Genomic DNA, 15,696 nt, shown 5'->3' on the forward strand with positions numbered 1-15,696 from the left:
CCCATCTCTTGATGCGGTGAACTTCGCCGAAACGAGCCGACTGTTCATCGCGCCGGCCAAGCCGTTGTCCCGGCCGGTGTGGCGCGGTTTATAGCGAAGGGCTTTTGGCCTGTCGATAGCAAAATCGCACCCCATGTGAATTTTTTGGCGCGTGCTTTTCGGTGGCCGGACTCCTGCCCCGGCGGCTACACCGGCGCTGTCGAAACGGGACATCGGAACGGGAGATCGGGGATGGGCGGCTGGACCGAAGGCTATGTCGGCGGCATCGACTATATCCGCGCCGTCTATCGCGACTGGTCGCCCGCCCTGCTCTGCTTCGCGCTGACGCTGCGCGGCTGGCGCCCGCCCGAGGCGTTGCGCCGTGGCAGTTTCACCATGGCGGAGCCCGGCTGCGGCCATGGGCTGACCAGCGCGCTGCTGGCCGGCGCCCACCCGGCTGCGCGGTTCGAGGCGATGGACTTCAACCCCTCCCATATCGCCGGCGTCCGCCGGCTGGCCGCCGATGCCGGTCTGACCAACGCCGATTTCCTGGAGGAGAGCTTCACCGAGTACGCACGTCGCGACGGGCCGAAGCTGGACGCCGTCGCCCTGCACGGCGTCTGGTCCTGGGTAAGTGCGGAGAACCGCGCGATCCTGCTCGACACGCTGCGCCGCCGGCTGGCGCCCGGCGGTGTCGTCTTCGTCAGCTACAACACCCTGCCCGGCACGCTGGCCCACATGCCGCTGCGCCGTCTGCTGGTGGAGCGCTGCGCCGAAGGGGACGGCCCCCTGCCCGACCGCATCGCCCGCGCGGTGGAGTTCGCCGCACGGATGGCGGCGCAGGGTGGCGGCTGGTTCGCCAACACCGAGGGCGTGGTGGAGCGGATCGAGCAGCTTCGCCACAAATCACCGAACTACATCGCCCACGAATATCTGAACGGCGATTGGACCGCCTTCTACCATGCAGACGTGGCGCGCGAGCTGGCCGGCGCGAAGCTGGAATTCGCCGGCGCCGCCGTGCCGATGGAGCAGTTGGACGATCTCACTCTCTCCCCCGCCCAGCAGGCGCTGGCAGCCGAGGCGCGCGACCCCGCCCAGGCGGAAACCCTGCGCGACGTGATGACCAACCGCAGTTTCCGCCGCGACCTGTTCGTGAAGGGCGGCGAACGGCTGGGTCCGGCCGAGCGGCGCGCCCTTCTGGGCGAGACCCGATTCATGCTTCTGGTGGCCGCCGACGACCTGCCGGAGGTCGCGTCCACGCCCGTCGGCCGCCTGCCCTTCCCGCGGGCGCTCTACCAGCCGCTGGCGGAAGTCCTGACCGAAGGACCGCAGAGCCTCGACGCGCTGCTGGCATTGCCGGCCCTGGCGGCGCAGGGGGAAGAGGCGGTGCTGCGCGCGCTGGTGCTGCTGACCAGCCTGTCACTGGCCGCACCGGTGATGCCGGATGACGGGTTTGCCCAACGGAAGACCTCAAGCGACCGCTTCAATGCCGCCGTGCTGGAGCGCCACCGCTTCGGCGACACGCCGGGGCAGCTCGCCTCGCCCCTGCTGGGTGCCGGCGCGCCGGTGTCGCGGATCGAGGCTCTGTTCCTCCTGGCCGCACGGCAAGGCGAGGAGCCGGCTGCCTTCGCCTGGCAACACCTGTCGGCCGACGGCATCGTGCTGGGCCGGGACGGTGAGCGTTGCGAGGGAGACGACGCCAACCGCGCGGAACTGGCGCGCCGGCACGCGGCCTTCGTGCAGCGGCGATTGCCGTTGCTGCAGGGACTTGGGGTGGCTTGAGTGCCGGCGTCAGCGCTCCGCCGCCGTCTTCGGCAGCTTTTCGGCGATGCCGTAGAGCGCCTCGCGGCGGCGGATTTCGGCGAAGACGTCATCCGGATGGATGTTCAGCGTCGCCCACAGGACCGACAGGTTGTACAGCAGGTCGGCGCTTTCGTTGATGACGCCCTGGCGATCCTCGTTCATGGCGTCCAGCGCGACCTCGACCGCCTCCTCGCCCACCTTCTTGGCGATCTTCTTCGGGCCGGCGGCGATCAGACGCGCGGTCTTGGAGTGCGCCGGATCCATCTGCTTGCGGTCGAGGATGGCGGCATAGAGGCGGATCAGGTCGTCGGTCATCAGGTCGGATTTGTCTCGTGTGCGGGCGACGGAAGCATCGTTTCGATAACGTGATCGCTCCGCGACGAAATTACCATCCCCCATAGGCGCGGTGACGCGCCGCACGATGGCCTTATGCCTTGCGGCGCGGCGCCGTTTCAGCTCACCGGATCATAGGAATGGTCGGCCTTCGGACGCTCGTCCAGCAGGGCTTCGCCTGTGCTGACGAAATAGACGACCTCGGCGATGTTGGTGGCGTGGTCGCCGATGCGCTCCAGGTTCTTGGCGATCATCATCAGGTGCATGTGCGCCGTGAACTGGTCCGGCGCCGCCAATGCTGACCGTTCCACCTCCGCAACAAGGCTGGTGTAGAGGGCATCCACCTCGTCGTCGGTGCGCCAGATGCGCAGGGCCGCCTCGCCGTCATTGTCGACATAGGCGTCGATCACCGCGCTGAGGCGCTCGCGCACCAGCCGGCCGAGCTGCGGCAGCCCCGCCATCGAACCAGCGTCGGGCAGGCTGAAGATGGCGACGGCCCGCTTGGCGGTGTTGGCGGCATGGTCGCCGATCCGCTCCAGATTGCCGGCGATCTTCAGCGCCGCGATCACCTCGCGCAGATCGTCGGCAACCGGCTGGCGCAGGGCCAGCAGGCGCATGCAGTGGGCTTCGATGTCATGTTCGAAGGAGTCGAGTCGCGCATCCGACTCCACGATTTCCCGCGCAAGCTCGGGATTGCGCTGGGCCAGGCAGGTCAGCGCCTGGTCGATCTGCGTCTCCGCAGCGCCGGCCATCTGCACGATGGCGGATTTCAGCCGCTTCAGCGCGTCCTCGAACGCGGACACGATGTGCGGAGCGGAGGTCTTCATGGTCGCCAAACCCTTCCCGGCGGTCTTGTGCAAAGCCCTCACCATAGCGCCCGGACGTTACGGTACGATGACAACCCCTATGACCAAAGGCGGTTCCCGCCCACCCTTGCGCACCCCGGAAACTGCCGGATTGATTTTGCGGCGCAGCATTGCGACACATGTGTGGAGTCCGTGCTTTCTCCCTCACTCAACGACGTGCCGAACCCGCCATGATCGAACGCCGCTTTGAACAGATCATTTTTGCCAGCCGCTGGCTGCTCGCCCCCTTCTATCTCGGGCTGGTCGTCTCGCTGGGCGCCTTGCTGGTGAAGTTCACGCAGGAGATCCTGCATATCATCCCGCATGTGCTGGAGATGAGCGAGAAGGACGTGCTGCTGGCCGTGCTGACGCTGATCGACATGTCCTTCGCCGGCAATCTTCTGCTGATGGTGATCTTCGCCGGCTACGAGAACTTCGTCTCCAAGATCGACGTCGCCAATCACGAGGACCGGCCGGACTGGATGGGCAAGGTCGATTTCGGCGGATTGAAGCTGAAACTGATCGCCTCGATCGTCGCCATTTCGGGCATTCACCTGCTGAAGGCCTTCATGAACCTGGCGCAGACCTCCCGCGACGAGCTGATGTGGCTGGTCATCATCCACATGACCTTCGTGATCTCCGGCGTTCTGCTCGCCTGCATGGACAGGCTGGAGGGGCACCACGCCCCTGCCGCGAAGTCCGGACCCAAATCCGCCACGGATCAACACTGAACCGGGCGGAAGGGCCGGCAAAAGGCCATTGCAGCGCCTCATCGACAGGGATAGACACTTCAACGGTCACACCGGCTTGCCGGGCTGTCGGCGGATCGGAATGGGCTTGACCGCGGGGCTTCGGCCCGTTGACGGAATATTAACCCTAACCCGCCAATGTCCCGATCACCAGACACCGCGCCGCGGCGGTCACCGGTCCTCCGGAGGCTGTTTTCGCGGCAGGTATCAGGGCTGCCGGGCGCACTCTCCGCTTGAGCGTGCGGGCGCATTCGACTATGGAACCGTTGGCGGGCATGCTATGCCAGTCCGCCGGCTCGGCCGTCTCAACCGCTTTGATAGAGTTCGTCAGCTCCATGCTCTCCAAACTGCTCGGCGTTCTGTCCGCCGACATGGCGATCGATCTGGGGACGGCCAACACCCTGGTCTATGTCAAGGGCCGCGGCATCGTCCTGAACGAACCGTCCGTCGTCGCCATCGCCAACGTGCGCGGCAAGAAGCAGGTCCTCGCCGTCGGTGACGAGGCGAAGATGATGCTTGGCCGCACGCCCGGAAACATCCAGGCCATCCGGCCGCTTCGCGACGGCGTCATCGCCGATTTCGAAGTCGCGGAGGAAATGATCAAGCATTTCATCCGCAAGGTTCACAACCGCCGCAGCTTCGCCAGCCCGCAGGTCATCATCTGCGTGCCGTCGGGTTCGACCGCGGTGGAACGCCGGGCGATTCAGGAATCGGCGGAGGCCGCCGGCGCCCGCCGCGTCTTCCTGATCGAGGAGCCGATGGCCGCCGCGATCGGCGCCGGGCTTCCGGTGACGGAGCCGACGGGTTCGATGGTCGTCGACATCGGCGGCGGCACCACCGAGGTGGCCGTGCTGTCGCTGGGCGGCATCGTCTATTCCCGGTCAGTCCGCGTCGGCGGCGACAAGATGGACGAGGCCATCATCGGCTACATCCGCCGCAGCCACAACCTGCTGGTCGGCGAAGGCTCCGCCGAGCGGATCAAGAAGGAAATCGGCTCCGCCTGTCCGCCCGAGGACGGTGAGGGCCGCATCCTGGAGATCAAGGGCCGCGACCTGATGAACGGCGTGCCCAAGGAACTGATCATCTCCGAACGCCAGATCGCCGAGTCGCTCGCGGAGCCCGTTTCGGCCATCGTCGAGGCGGTGAAGGTGGCGCTGGAGCACACCGCTCCGGAACTGGCCGCCGACATCGTCGACAAGGGCATCGTCCTGACCGGCGGCGGCGCGCTTCTGGGCAACCTGGACTTCGTCCTGCGCCACGCCACCGGCCTGCCGGTGTCGATCGCCGACGATCCCCTCTCCTGCGTGGCGCTCGGCACCGGCCGTGCGCTGGAGGAGATGAAGACGCTGCGAAACGTCTTGGTCAGCGCCTACTGATTGGTGTATCCCTGGTTGGAAGGCCTCCGGTCCCGCACCCCTCTTCGGGTTGCTGAGGACCGGAGACGGACCGCGTATCTGGACGGGAATTTCCTGTGAAGCCACGCTCATCCGGCTCCGTCATCCGCCTTGCCGCCCCTCTGCGGGCTCTCGCGCAGCGTTTCTCCTTCCTTCTGCTTGTTCTGGCCTCCGTCGCGCTGATGATGGTGGGAAAGATCGAGTCCGTTTCGGTGGACAGCGCCCGCGCACGCGTGACCGATGCCTTCGCCCCCATCCTGGACGCCATTTCCCGCCCCGCCGCGACGGCGGCGCGCGTGGTCGAGTCCGCGGTGGAGCTTGAGAACGCCTTCGACGAGAACCAGCGGCTGAAGGCCGAGAACGCCCGGCTGCTGCAATGGCGGCAGGCGGCGTTGCGGCTGGAGGCTGAGAACAACAGCCTGCGCAGCCTGCTGCGCGTCCGCCCGGAGCCGTCCGTCAACTACATCGCCGCCCGCGTCATCGCCACGCCCGGCAGTTCCTTCGTCCGCACGCTGGTGGTCACCGCCGGGCGGCGCGACGGGGTGCGCAAGGGACAGGCGGCGCTGGCCGGCGCCGGTCTGGTCGGCCGGGTGATCGAAGTCGGCGAATGGTCGTCCCGTGTCCTGCTGCTGACCGACATCAACGCCCGCATTCCGGTGATCCTGTCGAACACGCGCCAGCGCTCGATCCTGGCCGGCGACAATTCCGACCAGGCCAAGCTTCTCTACCTGCCGCCCGACTCGCCGATCCAGGTGGGAGAGCGGGTGGTGACCTCGGGTGACGGCGGTCTGTTCCCGCCGGGCTTGCCGGTCGGCGTGGTGACCGCGGTCAGCGAACGTGGCATCCGCGTCCTGCCCAGCGCCGATCTGTCGCGCGTCGAATATCTGCGTCTGGTGGATTTCGGCCTGCCGAGCACCGATCTGGACCCGTCGCCGGATTCCAAGTGAACCGGATGTGGAAGTGAGCTGGACGTGGATGTGAACCGGACGGACGGTCTGCCAGCCGGAGGATTGCCGATATGACGGCGACCTTCTGGCAGAAGGTGGACAAGACCGGGCGCAATCTGGCGCCCTTCGCCGTCACGGTGATGATGGTGCTGGTCGGCATGATCCCGGTGCCGGTGCCCGGCTACGCCCCGGTGGCGCCGAACCTGACGCTGGTTTCGGTCTATTACTGGACGATCCACAGGCCTGACCTGATGCGTCCGGGGGTGGCGTTTCTGATCGGGTTGCTGCAGGATTTCCTGGTCGGCGGACCGCTGGGCGTGAACGCGCTGCTGCTGGTCGTCGCCCAATGGGCGGTGCTGAACCAGCGCCGGGTGTTCCTGGCCAGCACCTTCGCCCTGCTGTGGTTCGGCTTCACGCTGGTGATGGCCGGTGCCGTGCTGCTGCAATGGCTGGCCTTCTCGGTGCTGGACGCCGCCGCGCTGTCGATCCTGCCGGCGCTGTTCCAGGGCCTGCTGACGGTGGCGGTGTTTCCTGCGGTGGGTTGGCTGCTGATCCGCGTCCACCGCGCGTTCCTGAACGGGTAAAGGGCCCCGACGGACCTCATGAGTTCAATCGATCGCGACACCGACCGCTCCCGCCTGCTGGCGCGCCGCGCCCTGGTGCTGGGCGGCATCAAGCTGGCCGGCCTGTCCGCGCTGGTCGGTCGCCTGTATTACCTGCAGGTCGTCGAGTCGGCCCGTTACACCATGCTGGCGGAGGAGAACCGCATCAGCCTGCGGCTGATCGCGCCCTCGCGCGGCAACATCGTCGACCGCTTCGGCGTGCCGCTGGCGGTCAACGAGCAGAACTACCGGGTCGTCGTGGTGTCGGAGCGCACCCACAACATCCAGGAAACGCTCGACAAGATCTCCCGCATCGTGCCGCTGACCGACGGCGACCGCCGCCGCGTGCTGCGCGAGTTGCATCGCAAGCGCCGCTTCGTGCCCGTCACCGTGCGCGAGAACCTGACCTGGGAGCAGGTGGCGACGCTGGAGACCAACACCCCCGACCTGCCCGGCGTGGCGATCGAGGTGGGCGAACTGCGGCATTATCCGCAGGCGGACGCGACCGCCCACATCCTGGGCTATGTCGGCGCCGTATCGGAAGCGGAGCTGAGCGGCAACAGCGATCCCGTGCTGTCCCTGCCCGGCTTCCGCATCGGCAAGGCCGGCATCGAGAAGTTTCACGAGAAGGTGCTGCGCGGCACCGCCGGCACCAGCCAGCTGGAAGTCAATGCGGTCGGCCGCGTCATCCGCGAACTCTCCCGCGACGAGGGGCAGTCGGGCCGGGAAATCCAGCTGACCATCGACATGGCGCTGCAGCGCTTCGTGCAGGAAAGGCTGTCGCAGGAGGTCAGCGCCTCGGCGGTGGTGATGGATGTGCACACCGGCGGCATCTACGCCCTGTGCTCCCACCCCAGCTACGACCCCAACCAGTTCACCATGGGCATCAGCGCCGAGCTGTGGGAGGAGTTGCTTTCCAATCCGGCGACGCCGCTGAACAACAAGGCGGTGGTCGGCCAATACCCGCCGGGCTCCACCTTCAAGATGATGGCGGCACTGGCGGCGCTGGAATCGGGGGTGGTCAGCAACCGGCACACCGTTTTCTGCCCCGGCCATCTGGAGTTGGGCGACCACCGCTTCCATTGCTGGAAGCGCGGCGGGCACGGCACCGTCGACTTCGTCGGCGCGCTGCGCCATTCCTGCGACGTGTTCTTCTACGACGTGTCGCGCCGGATCGGCATCGACCGCATCGCCGAGATGTCCAACCGCTTCGGCCTGGGCCACCGCACCGGCATCGACCTGCCGCACGAGCGCGCCGGCCTGATCCCCTCCATCGCCTGGAAGAAGGCGACGCTGGGCAAGGGCTGGGACATGGGCGAGACGCTGGTCGCCTCCATCGGCCAGGGCTATGTGCTGACGACGCCGCTGCAGCTGGCGGTGATGGTTTGCCGGCTGGCCAATGGCGGCTATGCGGTCAAGCCCCACCTGACCAAGCAGATCAAGACCGTCAGCGGCGAACAGACCGCCTGGCCCGGCATCGGCGTGAAGAAGGAGAATCTCGACATCGTGCTGCGCGGCATGACCGAGGTGGTCAACGCCCCCAACGGCACCGCCTTCAAGTCGCGCATCACCGAGGTCGGGTACGAGATGGCCGGCAAGACCGGTTCAGCCCAGGTGCGCCGCATTACCATGGCCGAGCGCAACACCGGCGTGAAGAAGAACGAGGACCTTCCCTGGCGCGAGCGCGACCACGCCCTGTTCGTCGCCTTCGCACCGATCCAGGCGCCGCGCTACGCCTGCGCCGTCTTCGTCGAACATGGCGGCGGCGGGTCGACCGCGGCGGCCCCCATCGCCCGCGACATCCTGCTGGAAACCCAGAAGCGCGACCCCGGCCGCGCCGCCGTCGCCGAAACCCCGCCGCCGAGCGGAATGCCGGAGCCGCGGGGGTAGATCAGATCGCGTAAAATCGGAATCGATTTGGAGCGTGAATCCGATCGCCAAGCATAAACCTACAGCGTCGTGCGTTTCTTATTAAACGCGCAACGCTGTAGAGTGTAATCGGAACGATGCTTCCGAACGAGCGTCTGCTTGGGCTCCCTGCTCGTCAAACCACTTTCAGCCCAAAAACTGCTGTGCCGATGAGGCGGGAATCGCTGTTGCTGGGATCGACCGTCGTAGGGCGCACTGCGTCGGGCGCATGGATCCATAGGGTGAAAAGATCGCCCTGCCTGTCCTCGCGCCGAGGAAGCGGCACAGCCACCGACGCGGTTTGACCGCAAGCCAGCTTGACCTCGATCGCCTCAGCGAAGTTCATGGACAGGAAGATCGACTGCCGCTCGCGATAGGGAACGCCTTGCAGAGTGACAAGCAGCGACTGGGACGCGGCTTCCGGTATGCGCAGGACGACGATTGCCTGTCTGCTGGTCCAGTTCCAATTTCCTTCGTGAGTATGGAAGCCGCCCCAGCCGGACAGAACCGAGCCAATCGCACCCGCCACCGGATAGTCCCGTCCAAGCAGCAGGGTGATGACCGGCGGGATTGCCGGGATGTAGCGCCCGCTCCCTTGAGTGCCCCTCTCCGTCCGCGGCGCGGAAGCGGCATGCGTTCCGGTAAGACGGTTGCGGGTTCGCATCCAAAGGTCAGCCTGTGCCAGGAAATCGGCGTTCCAGCGTGTCTCCGTCGCAGCCGCCCGCACCGGATCGAGCCGTCCCTGAGTCTGCAGCCAGGCGAGGTCGCGCAGGCGCTGGGCACAGACCATGAGCTTCAAGGCCGCGGAGTGTTCCTGGCCGGCAATGTCCGCCCCAAGCCACCCGCTGACCCGGTGGCTGTTGCCGGCATGCTGCCGCCATCCAACCAAAGGACGTGATCGATAATGGTGGATGCCAAGCAGCGTCGCCCTGAAGCCGGTAAGGAGATCGAGGCCGTAAGGGCAGAGCTCCGGGTCGAGTGGGGGAAACGCCTCGATCACCGAACGATGATAGGCCGATGATGCGCCTAGCCAGCAGGGTTCGGTCTGCCGGTCGACCAAAATGCTTGGGTCGTCAAAATCCGTGTCCGGCATTTCCGCACCGCTCAGCGAGATCGGAACACCCGCTTCGCTCAACAGGACGGCATTGGACGTGAACAGCCGGCAATCCGGATTTGCCGCAAAATGATCGATGATGGTGTCAAGACGCCCTGGCAGGGCGATGTCGTCACTGTCCGCCTGGATGAACAACGGTGCCCGCGAGAAGGCAGCGAGGCTGGGCAGCATGCCATGACCCATTGCCTGGCTGTTTCGCATCACCGTCGCAGCCACGTCCGGCCGGCTCGCCAGCCGCTCCAGGGCCACGGAAAAACTGCCGTCATCAGACCCGTCATCGATCAGAACGAGTTCGATGTCTGATCGCCATTGCGAAAACAGGCTGTCCAACTGCTGTCCGATCCAGACCGCATGATTGCGCAACGGGATGAATACCGTCGCCGCGAAGCTCTGATGCGGCATGGCGGGCAGATGGACGGGGCCATCTTCGGCCCAGCGCTCGATGGCGCCGGCGATCTCGTCCGCACCATAATAGCGGCTGACGTCCGGATGGGCGTAGATCTCCTGCAATGCCGGACGAGGCAAGCGAAAGCAGCCCTTCAAAGCCCCATAGATCTCGCTCGTCGGCTTGGCCGTGCCATCGTTGGAATGAGGCAGGCAGAACTCCATGCCCGGAAAGAGTTCGGCCAATCCGCTCTGGATCGCCGTCGGTGCGCTCTCATGGCGGAACAACAGGAGGCGGATGTTCCCCTTGATCAGGATCGAATAGCCTCGTTCCCGGTCAAAGTCATGCGCCCCCAAATCGAAGCCGAAGGACTTCCCGATCTCTTCCCCGAACCAGATCAGGGGCGCACGTATCATGCGCTCAAGATAAAGCCGGTTGGGATCGCCGTCGGGCGTATTGCGGAGCCACAGATCTCGGATGCGCGTGGCAAGAGCCTCCGCCGTAGCTTCCGCCGTAGCGGCAAGGCAATCGGCGAAATCAGCTTCGAGATTCTGCATGGCAACCGAGAGCGACCGGGCGATGGGGTCGCGGACACCACTGACGATGGTTACGGATTCGCCGGCGGCCAGGGCATCCGCCAGACGGCGGGCGATACCGGGCGCCTCGGTATGGAAAAGCGGCATGTCCTGCTGGGTCGTTCCCCGCAGGGCCAGAGCCTGTGCCAAAGGTTCGTGCAGCCAGGCTTCGAGACCGTGACTGCTGAACACCTCACCCGGAAAGTGCGCGGTCAACAGCTCGGTTATGGAGGTTGTGCAGACCTTGGCATAGGTAAGTACAAGGATCATGGTCTCGCTCGTGTGGCGCCGGCAGATGGGGAGGTTGGACGGTCGCTTGGAGCGGGTCGCGTCCCCTATGTGTCATACACCGCCACGTCCCGATCGTCCGAAAACAAGACGGCTCCGGATGGATGTCGGACGATTGCAAATGGCTATTGACCCATCCGGCATGTCGTTCCGGACGACGGCATTCACGCCGATCCGGCAATCGTCGCCGATGGTGACGCCGGCATGGATGCGTGCGCCCATTCCGATCATGCAACGCTTACCGATCCGCACATCGCTCGCAACAGTTGCATGGGGCAGAACGACGCTGAAATCGCCGACTGCGGCCCGCGCTCCCAGAACATTATGCGCAAAGAGATGAACGTGCCTGCCCAAATCAACGTCGGTGAGCAATGCGAAGGGGCCGACGTAGCACCCTTCGCCCATCTGGGCGTGGGACGACACCACCGAAGAGGGATGAATGATTTTCGGCCAGCGGCATCCACGCAAGGCCGGGCGTTCGCGTATCGACTGAGCGTGATCGGGATCGGCAACCGTAAGGAGTGCGTCAACCGTCGCACCATTCACATCGTCGATTAAACCAACCTTGTGCCCGAGAATCGACCCGGGAGGTCGGTCATCCACAACCCCACCAACGGTAATCCCCGCCGTCTCCAGAATACAGATTAGATTGCGAGCATTCCGACCGCCACCAACCAGCAGCAGTCCCTCAGGTGCGGAAAGAAAGGAATTGCTCATTTCCATCGCAGTTCTTGTCGCCCAGATGCATTGATAATCGCCCAACCATACTGTATCAGCTCGTATTCATCCGAACAATACTTTGGGGTCAAAGCGGTACACGGGCCCTATTTGCAATCCAGGACGCCTGTATCAATTGGGCACGTTGTTCATCCTCACCAGCGCTGGTCAGGGATGAGACGATGATTTTTGCGAAAATATGCATCGCAAAAAGAAAAGCGCGCCCCCGAAGGGGCGCGCTTCTCAACAGACCGATGCGGCTTTCGCCGGATCAGTTCTTCGACTTGTCGACCAGACGGCGCTCGGCGATCCACGGCATCATGGCGCGCAGCTTCTCGCCGACCTTCTCGATCTCGTGCTCGGCGTTGCGGCGGCGGATCGCCTTGAAGGACGGCTGGCCGGCCTTGCATTCCAGCATCCAGTCGCGGACGAAGCGGCCTTCCTGGATGTCGGTCAGCACGCGCTTCATCTCGGCCTTGGTCTCGGGCGTGATGATGCGCGGGCCGGTGCGGTAGTCGCCGTATTCGGCCGTGTTGGAGATCGAGTAGCGCATGTTGGCCATGCCGCCCTCGTACATCAGGTCGACGATCAGCTTCACTTCGTGCAGGCACTCGAAGTAGGCCATCTCGGGGGCGTAGCCCGCCTCGACCAGCGTCTCGTAACCGGCGCGGATCAGCTCCGTCAGGCCGCCGCAGAGCACGGCCTGCTCACCGAACAGGTCGGTCTCGCACTCTTCCTTGAAGGTCGTCTCGATGATGCCGGCGCGGCCGCCGCCATTGGCCGAGGCGTAGGACAGGGCGATGTCCAGCGCGTTGCCCGAGGCGTTCTGGTGCACGGCAACCAGCGACGGCACGCCGCCGCCACGCTGGTATTCGCTGCGCACGGTGTGGCCGGGGCCCTTCGGCGCGATCATGAACACGTCGAGGTCGGCGCGCGGCTCGATCAGGTTGAAGTGGACGTTCAGGCCGTGCGCGAAGGCCAGGGCGGCGCCCTGCTTCATGTTCGGGGCCAGATCGTCACGGTACAGGTCGGCCTGCAGCTCGTCCGGGGTCAGAACCATCACGACGTCGGCCCAGGCGGCGGCTTCGGCCGGGGTCATCACGGTGAAGCCGGCGGTCTCGGCCTTCTTGATGGTGGCCGAACCCGGGCGGAGCGCGATCCGCACGTCCTTCACGCCGCTGTCACGCAGGTTGTGGGCGTGGGCATGGCCCTGGCTGCCGTAGCCGACGATGACGACCTTCTTGCCCTTGATCAGGTTGACGTCGGCATCACGATCGTAATAGACGCGCATTGAGATGGTTCCTTGAATTCGCAACGAACGAAGACAGAGTGCGTTTCCTGCGGCGGATTACTCCATTGAGCAAAGCCGTCCGTCAAGGGAAACAATCGCTCGATGGAGCGGCGAAGCGCAAAGCTTCCTTGCGTTTTTGCCGCCCCAATCTTTCGCAGAATGCTATTCCGCGGGTAACGGCGCCTCAGAACGCCGCCGGTCCCTTCGACATGGCGACCACGCCGGTGCGGCTGGCTTCCACGAGGCCGAGCTGGCTCATCAGGCCGACGAAGTCGTCGACCTGCTCGGTGGTGCCGGTCAGTTCGAAGATGAAGCTGGTCAGGGTGGCGTCGACCACCTTGGCCTGGAAGATGTCGGCGAGGCGAAGCGCCTCGATCCGGCGGTCGCCGGTGCCGGCCACCTTGACCAGCGCCAGTTCGCGCTCCACCGACGGCCCCTCGTCGGTCAGGTCGTGGACGCGGTGGACCGGAACCAGCCGGCCGAGCTGCGCCTTGATCTGCTCGATGATCATCCGGGTGCCGGAGGTGACCAGCGTGATGCGCGACAGGTGCTCGGCGTTGTTCACCTCCGCCACCGTCAGGCTTTCGATGTTGTAGCCGCGGCCGGAGAACAGCCCGATGACGCGGGCCAGGACGCCCGGCTCGTTGTCCACCAGCACGGCGATGGTGTGCTTTTCGATCGCGTTTTCCATGAGACCCATTCCCCCGTTCGTTCGTCGTCAGCCGATCAGACCAGCACCATGCCGTCTTCCGGCGTGGCGTCGGACGGGCTGTCGTCCGGACCGAACAGGATTTCATTGTGGGCCTTGCCGCCCGGAATCATCGGGAAGCAGTTTTCCTTCTGGTCGACGGCGATGTCGACGATGCAGGGGCGGTCGGTGACGGCCAGCATCTTCTCGATCACCTGATCGACCTCGGCCACCGTGGTGGCGCGCAGGCCGACGCAGCCCCAGGCCTCCGCCAGCTTCACGAAGTCCGGCAGGGCTTCCGAGTAGCTCTGGGAATAGCGCGAGCCATGCAGCAGTTCCTGCCACTGGCGCACCATGCCCATATACTGGTTGTTCAGGATGAAGATCTTGACCGGCGCGCGGTACTGCACGGCGGTGCCGATCTCCTGCATGTTCATCAGGAAGGACGCCTCGCCCGACACGTCCACCACGATGGCGTCGGGGTGGGCCAGCTGGGCGCCGATGGCGGCCGGCAGGCCGTAGCCCATGGTGCCCAGACCGCCCGAGGTCATCCAGCGGTTCGGCTGGTCGAAGGGCAGGAACTGGGCGGCCCACATCTGGTGCTGGCCGACTTCCGTCGTGATGTAGTGGTCTTTGCCGCGCAGGGCCTCGCGCAGGCGCTCCAGCGCATACTGTGGCTTGATGACCGATTCGGTGCGGTTGTAGTTCAGGCAGTTGCGGGCGCGCCAGCCCTCGACCTTGCCCCACCACTCCTTCAGCGCGGCCTTGTCCGGCGACTTGGCGCGCGCCTTCCAGATGCGCAGCATGTCTTCCAGAACGGCGCCGCAGTCGCCGACGATCGGGATGTCGACCGCCACGTTCTTGTTGATCGAGCTGGGGTCGATGTCGACGTGGATCTTCTTGGAACCCGGCGAGAAGGCGGACAGCTTGCCGGTCACGCGGTCGTCGAAGCGGGCACCGATGTTGATCATGACGTCGCATTCGTACATGGCGAGGTTCGCCTCGTACGTGCCGTGCATGCCGACCATGCCCAGCCACTGGCTGTCGGACGCCGGGAAGGCGCCCAGGCCCATCAGGGTGGAGGTGATCGGGAAACCGGTGGTCTTGACGAACTGGGTCAGCAGCTTGGCCGCGAAGGGGCCGGCATTGATGACGCCGCCGCCGGTGTAGAAGACCGGCCGCTTGGCGTTGGCGATCAGTTCCACCGCCTCTTCGATGCGGGCGATCTCCGCCTTCACCTGCGGACGGTAGGTCTTGTGCTTGACCTCCGCCGGCGGGACGTAGGTGCCGTCGGCGAACTGCACGTCCTTCGGAATGTCGACCAGCACCGGGCCGGGACGCCCGCTGCGCGCGACATAGAAGGCCTCGTGCAGGGTGCGGGCCAGATTGTCGACGTCCTTCACCAGGTAATTGTGCTTGGTGCAGGGACGGGTGATGCCGGTGGTGTCGGCTTCCTGGAAGGCGTCATTGCCGATCAGGTGGGTCGGCACCTGGCCCGACAGGCAGACGAGCGGAATGCTGTCGCACAGGGCGTCCAGCAGGCCGGTCACCGCGTTGGTGGCGCCGGGGCCGGAGGTCACCAGCACGCAGCCGACCTTGCCGGTCGAGCGCGCGTAGCCCTCCGCCGCGTGAACCGCGGCCTGCTCGTGGCGTACAAGGACATGTTTCAGGTCGTTCTGCTGGAACAGCGCGTCGTAGATGGGAAGTACGGCGCCGCCGGGATAGCCGAAGATGATGTCAACGCCCTGATCCTTCAGGGCTTTGATGACGATCTGGGCGCCGGTCAGCTTCTGTTCGGACATCGCTCACGACCTTCTCATGTGGGCGCCTCCTCTAGGGCACCCGGTTCCTTGGGAACACCAAACCTGCCGAGGGGGGATACCGTTCATAACAACGGCTTAGCCCCGATGGCCTGTGCTGGGACGGGCAAATTAGTCAAATCATCCGTCATAGGTCAACCCAATTCGCGAATGTTTGCAAAGTTTTTTTGCCGCAGTTTTTCCAATTGTTGCGCGCCCATTGGAGGTGGCCACCACGCTCCGCCCCCTGCCCCGCCAGCGCTTGCCGCAAACGGAAAC

At 65.3% G+C, this 15,696-nt stretch carries 14 protein-coding genes; 6 read left to right on the plus strand and 8 right to left on the minus strand.

Translation table 11 applies throughout. The features are described from left to right. On the minus strand, positions 1-213 hold a 213-nt coding region (locus tag FZ029_RS33275), incomplete at its 3' end, for a hypothetical protein (RefSeq protein WP_211104088.1). An 18-nt stretch (positions 214-231) separates the two neighbouring features. Here FZ029_RS33275 and FZ029_RS02460 point away from each other — a divergent pair. Beyond that, entirely contained in the window at positions 232-1,761 is a 1,530-nt protein-coding gene (locus FZ029_RS02460; protein WP_149267865.1) for a class I SAM-dependent methyltransferase, read from the plus strand. Positions 1,762-1,770: 9 nt separating this feature from the next. On the opposite strand, the gene hisE is transcribed toward FZ029_RS02460, so the two are convergent. Then, positions 1,771-2,097, minus strand: a complete 327-nt coding sequence (gene hisE, locus FZ029_RS02465) for a phosphoribosyl-ATP diphosphatase (protein ID WP_149198164.1) — start codon at positions 2,095-2,097, stop codon at positions 1,771-1,773. Between the two features lie 137 nt (positions 2,098-2,234). Continuing rightward, complete coding sequence (gene phoU, locus FZ029_RS02470) at positions 2,235-2,942, minus strand: phosphate signaling complex protein PhoU (protein WP_085089964.1); 708 nt, start codon at positions 2,940-2,942, stop codon at positions 2,235-2,237. A 209-nt stretch (positions 2,943-3,151) separates the two neighbouring features. On the opposite strand from phoU, the gene FZ029_RS02475 reads away from it, so the two are divergent. The 5 genes from FZ029_RS02475 (at position 3,152) to mrdA (ending at position 8,542) form a co-directional block, all read left to right on the plus strand. Further along, on the plus strand, positions 3,152-3,691 hold the full coding sequence (locus FZ029_RS02475; RefSeq protein ID WP_149267866.1) for a TIGR00645 family protein: 540 nt from the start codon (positions 3,152-3,154) through the stop codon (positions 3,689-3,691). Positions 3,692-4,044: 353 nt separating this feature from the next. Next, a complete protein-coding gene (locus tag FZ029_RS02480; protein ID WP_012974729.1) occupies positions 4,045-5,085 on the plus strand; it encodes a rod shape-determining protein in 1,041 nt (346 codons plus the stop codon). Between the two features lie 95 nt (positions 5,086-5,180). After that, a complete protein-coding gene (gene mreC, locus FZ029_RS02485) occupies positions 5,181-6,050 on the plus strand; it encodes a rod shape-determining protein MreC (protein WP_149198162.1) in 870 nt (289 codons plus the stop codon). A gap of 71 nt (positions 6,051-6,121) precedes the next feature. Beyond that, positions 6,122-6,634 carry a rod shape-determining protein MreD gene (mreD, locus tag FZ029_RS02490; RefSeq protein ID WP_085089967.1) on the plus strand — a complete coding sequence of 171 codons (513 nt, stop codon included), beginning with the start codon at positions 6,122-6,124 and terminating at the stop codon, positions 6,632-6,634. A gap of 18 nt (positions 6,635-6,652) precedes the next feature. Beyond that, entirely contained in the window at positions 6,653-8,542 is a 1,890-nt protein-coding gene (gene mrdA, locus FZ029_RS02495) for a penicillin-binding protein 2 (protein ID WP_149267867.1), read from the plus strand. A 154-nt stretch (positions 8,543-8,696) separates the two neighbouring features. Here the strand turns inward: mrdA and FZ029_RS02500 are convergent, their stop codons facing one another. The 5 genes from FZ029_RS02500 to FZ029_RS02520 all read right to left on the minus strand — a co-directional run bounded on the left by FZ029_RS02500 (position 8,697) and on the right by FZ029_RS02520 (position 15,420). Continuing rightward, on the minus strand, positions 8,697-10,904 hold the full coding sequence (locus FZ029_RS02500) for a glycosyltransferase (protein WP_149267868.1): 2,208 nt from the start codon (positions 10,902-10,904) through the stop codon (positions 8,697-8,699). A 72-nt stretch (positions 10,905-10,976) separates the two neighbouring features. After that, positions 10,977-11,639 carry an acetyltransferase gene (locus FZ029_RS02505; protein ID WP_188051799.1) on the minus strand — a complete coding sequence of 221 codons (663 nt, stop codon included), beginning with the start codon at positions 11,637-11,639 and terminating at the stop codon, positions 10,977-10,979. A gap of 271 nt (positions 11,640-11,910) precedes the next feature. Further along, on the minus strand, positions 11,911-12,930 hold the full coding sequence (ilvC, locus tag FZ029_RS02510; RefSeq protein ID WP_014248441.1) for a ketol-acid reductoisomerase: 1,020 nt from the start codon (positions 12,928-12,930) through the stop codon (positions 11,911-11,913). A gap of 184 nt (positions 12,931-13,114) precedes the next feature. Next, positions 13,115-13,621: an acetolactate synthase small subunit gene (gene ilvN / locus FZ029_RS02515; RefSeq protein ID WP_109074020.1), complete on the minus strand. Its 507-nt coding sequence runs from the start codon at positions 13,619-13,621 to the stop codon at positions 13,115-13,117. A 35-nt stretch (positions 13,622-13,656) separates the two neighbouring features. Then, on the minus strand, positions 13,657-15,420 hold the full coding sequence (locus tag FZ029_RS02520) for an acetolactate synthase 3 large subunit (protein WP_149267870.1): 1,764 nt from the start codon (positions 15,418-15,420) through the stop codon (positions 13,657-13,659). Between the last annotated feature and the right edge of the window lie 276 nt (positions 15,421-15,696).

Source organism: Azospirillum sp. Sh1 (genome assembly GCF_008365135.1).
Classification (GTDB): domain Bacteria; phylum Pseudomonadota; class Alphaproteobacteria; order Azospirillales; family Azospirillaceae; genus Azospirillum; species Azospirillum oryzae.

Coding starts and splice junctions, on each gene's coding strand:
- FZ029_RS02460 (WP_149267865.1), top strand. CDS start 232: ATGGGCGGCTGGACCGAAGGCTATGTCGGCGGCATCGACTATATCCGC.
- hisE (WP_149198164.1), bottom strand. CDS start 2,097: ATGACCGACGACCTGATCCGCCTCTATGCCGCCATCCTCGACCGCAAG.
- phoU (WP_085089964.1), bottom strand. CDS start 2,942: ATGAAGACCTCCGCTCCGCACATCGTGTCCGCGTTCGAGGACGCGCTG.
- FZ029_RS02475 (WP_149267866.1), top strand. CDS start 3,152: ATGATCGAACGCCGCTTTGAACAGATCATTTTTGCCAGCCGCTGGCTG.
- FZ029_RS02480 (WP_012974729.1), top strand. CDS start 4,045: ATGCTCTCCAAACTGCTCGGCGTTCTGTCCGCCGACATGGCGATCGAT.
- mreD (WP_085089967.1), top strand. CDS start 6,122: ATGACGGCGACCTTCTGGCAGAAGGTGGACAAGACCGGGCGCAATCTG.
- mrdA (WP_149267867.1), top strand. CDS start 6,653: ATGAGTTCAATCGATCGCGACACCGACCGCTCCCGCCTGCTGGCGCGC.
- FZ029_RS02500 (WP_149267868.1), bottom strand. CDS start 10,904: ATGATCCTTGTACTTACCTATGCCAAGGTCTGCACAACCTCCATAACC.
- FZ029_RS02505 (WP_188051799.1), bottom strand. CDS start 11,639: ATGAGCAATTCCTTTCTTTCCGCACCTGAGGGACTGCTGCTGGTTGGT.
- ilvC (WP_014248441.1), bottom strand. CDS start 12,930: ATGCGCGTCTATTACGATCGTGATGCCGACGTCAACCTGATCAAGGGC.
- ilvN (WP_109074020.1), bottom strand. CDS start 13,621: ATGGAAAACGCGATCGAAAAGCACACCATCGCCGTGCTGGTGGACAAC.
- FZ029_RS02520 (WP_149267870.1), bottom strand. CDS start 15,420: ATGTCCGAACAGAAGCTGACCGGCGCCCAGATCGTCATCAAAGCCCTG.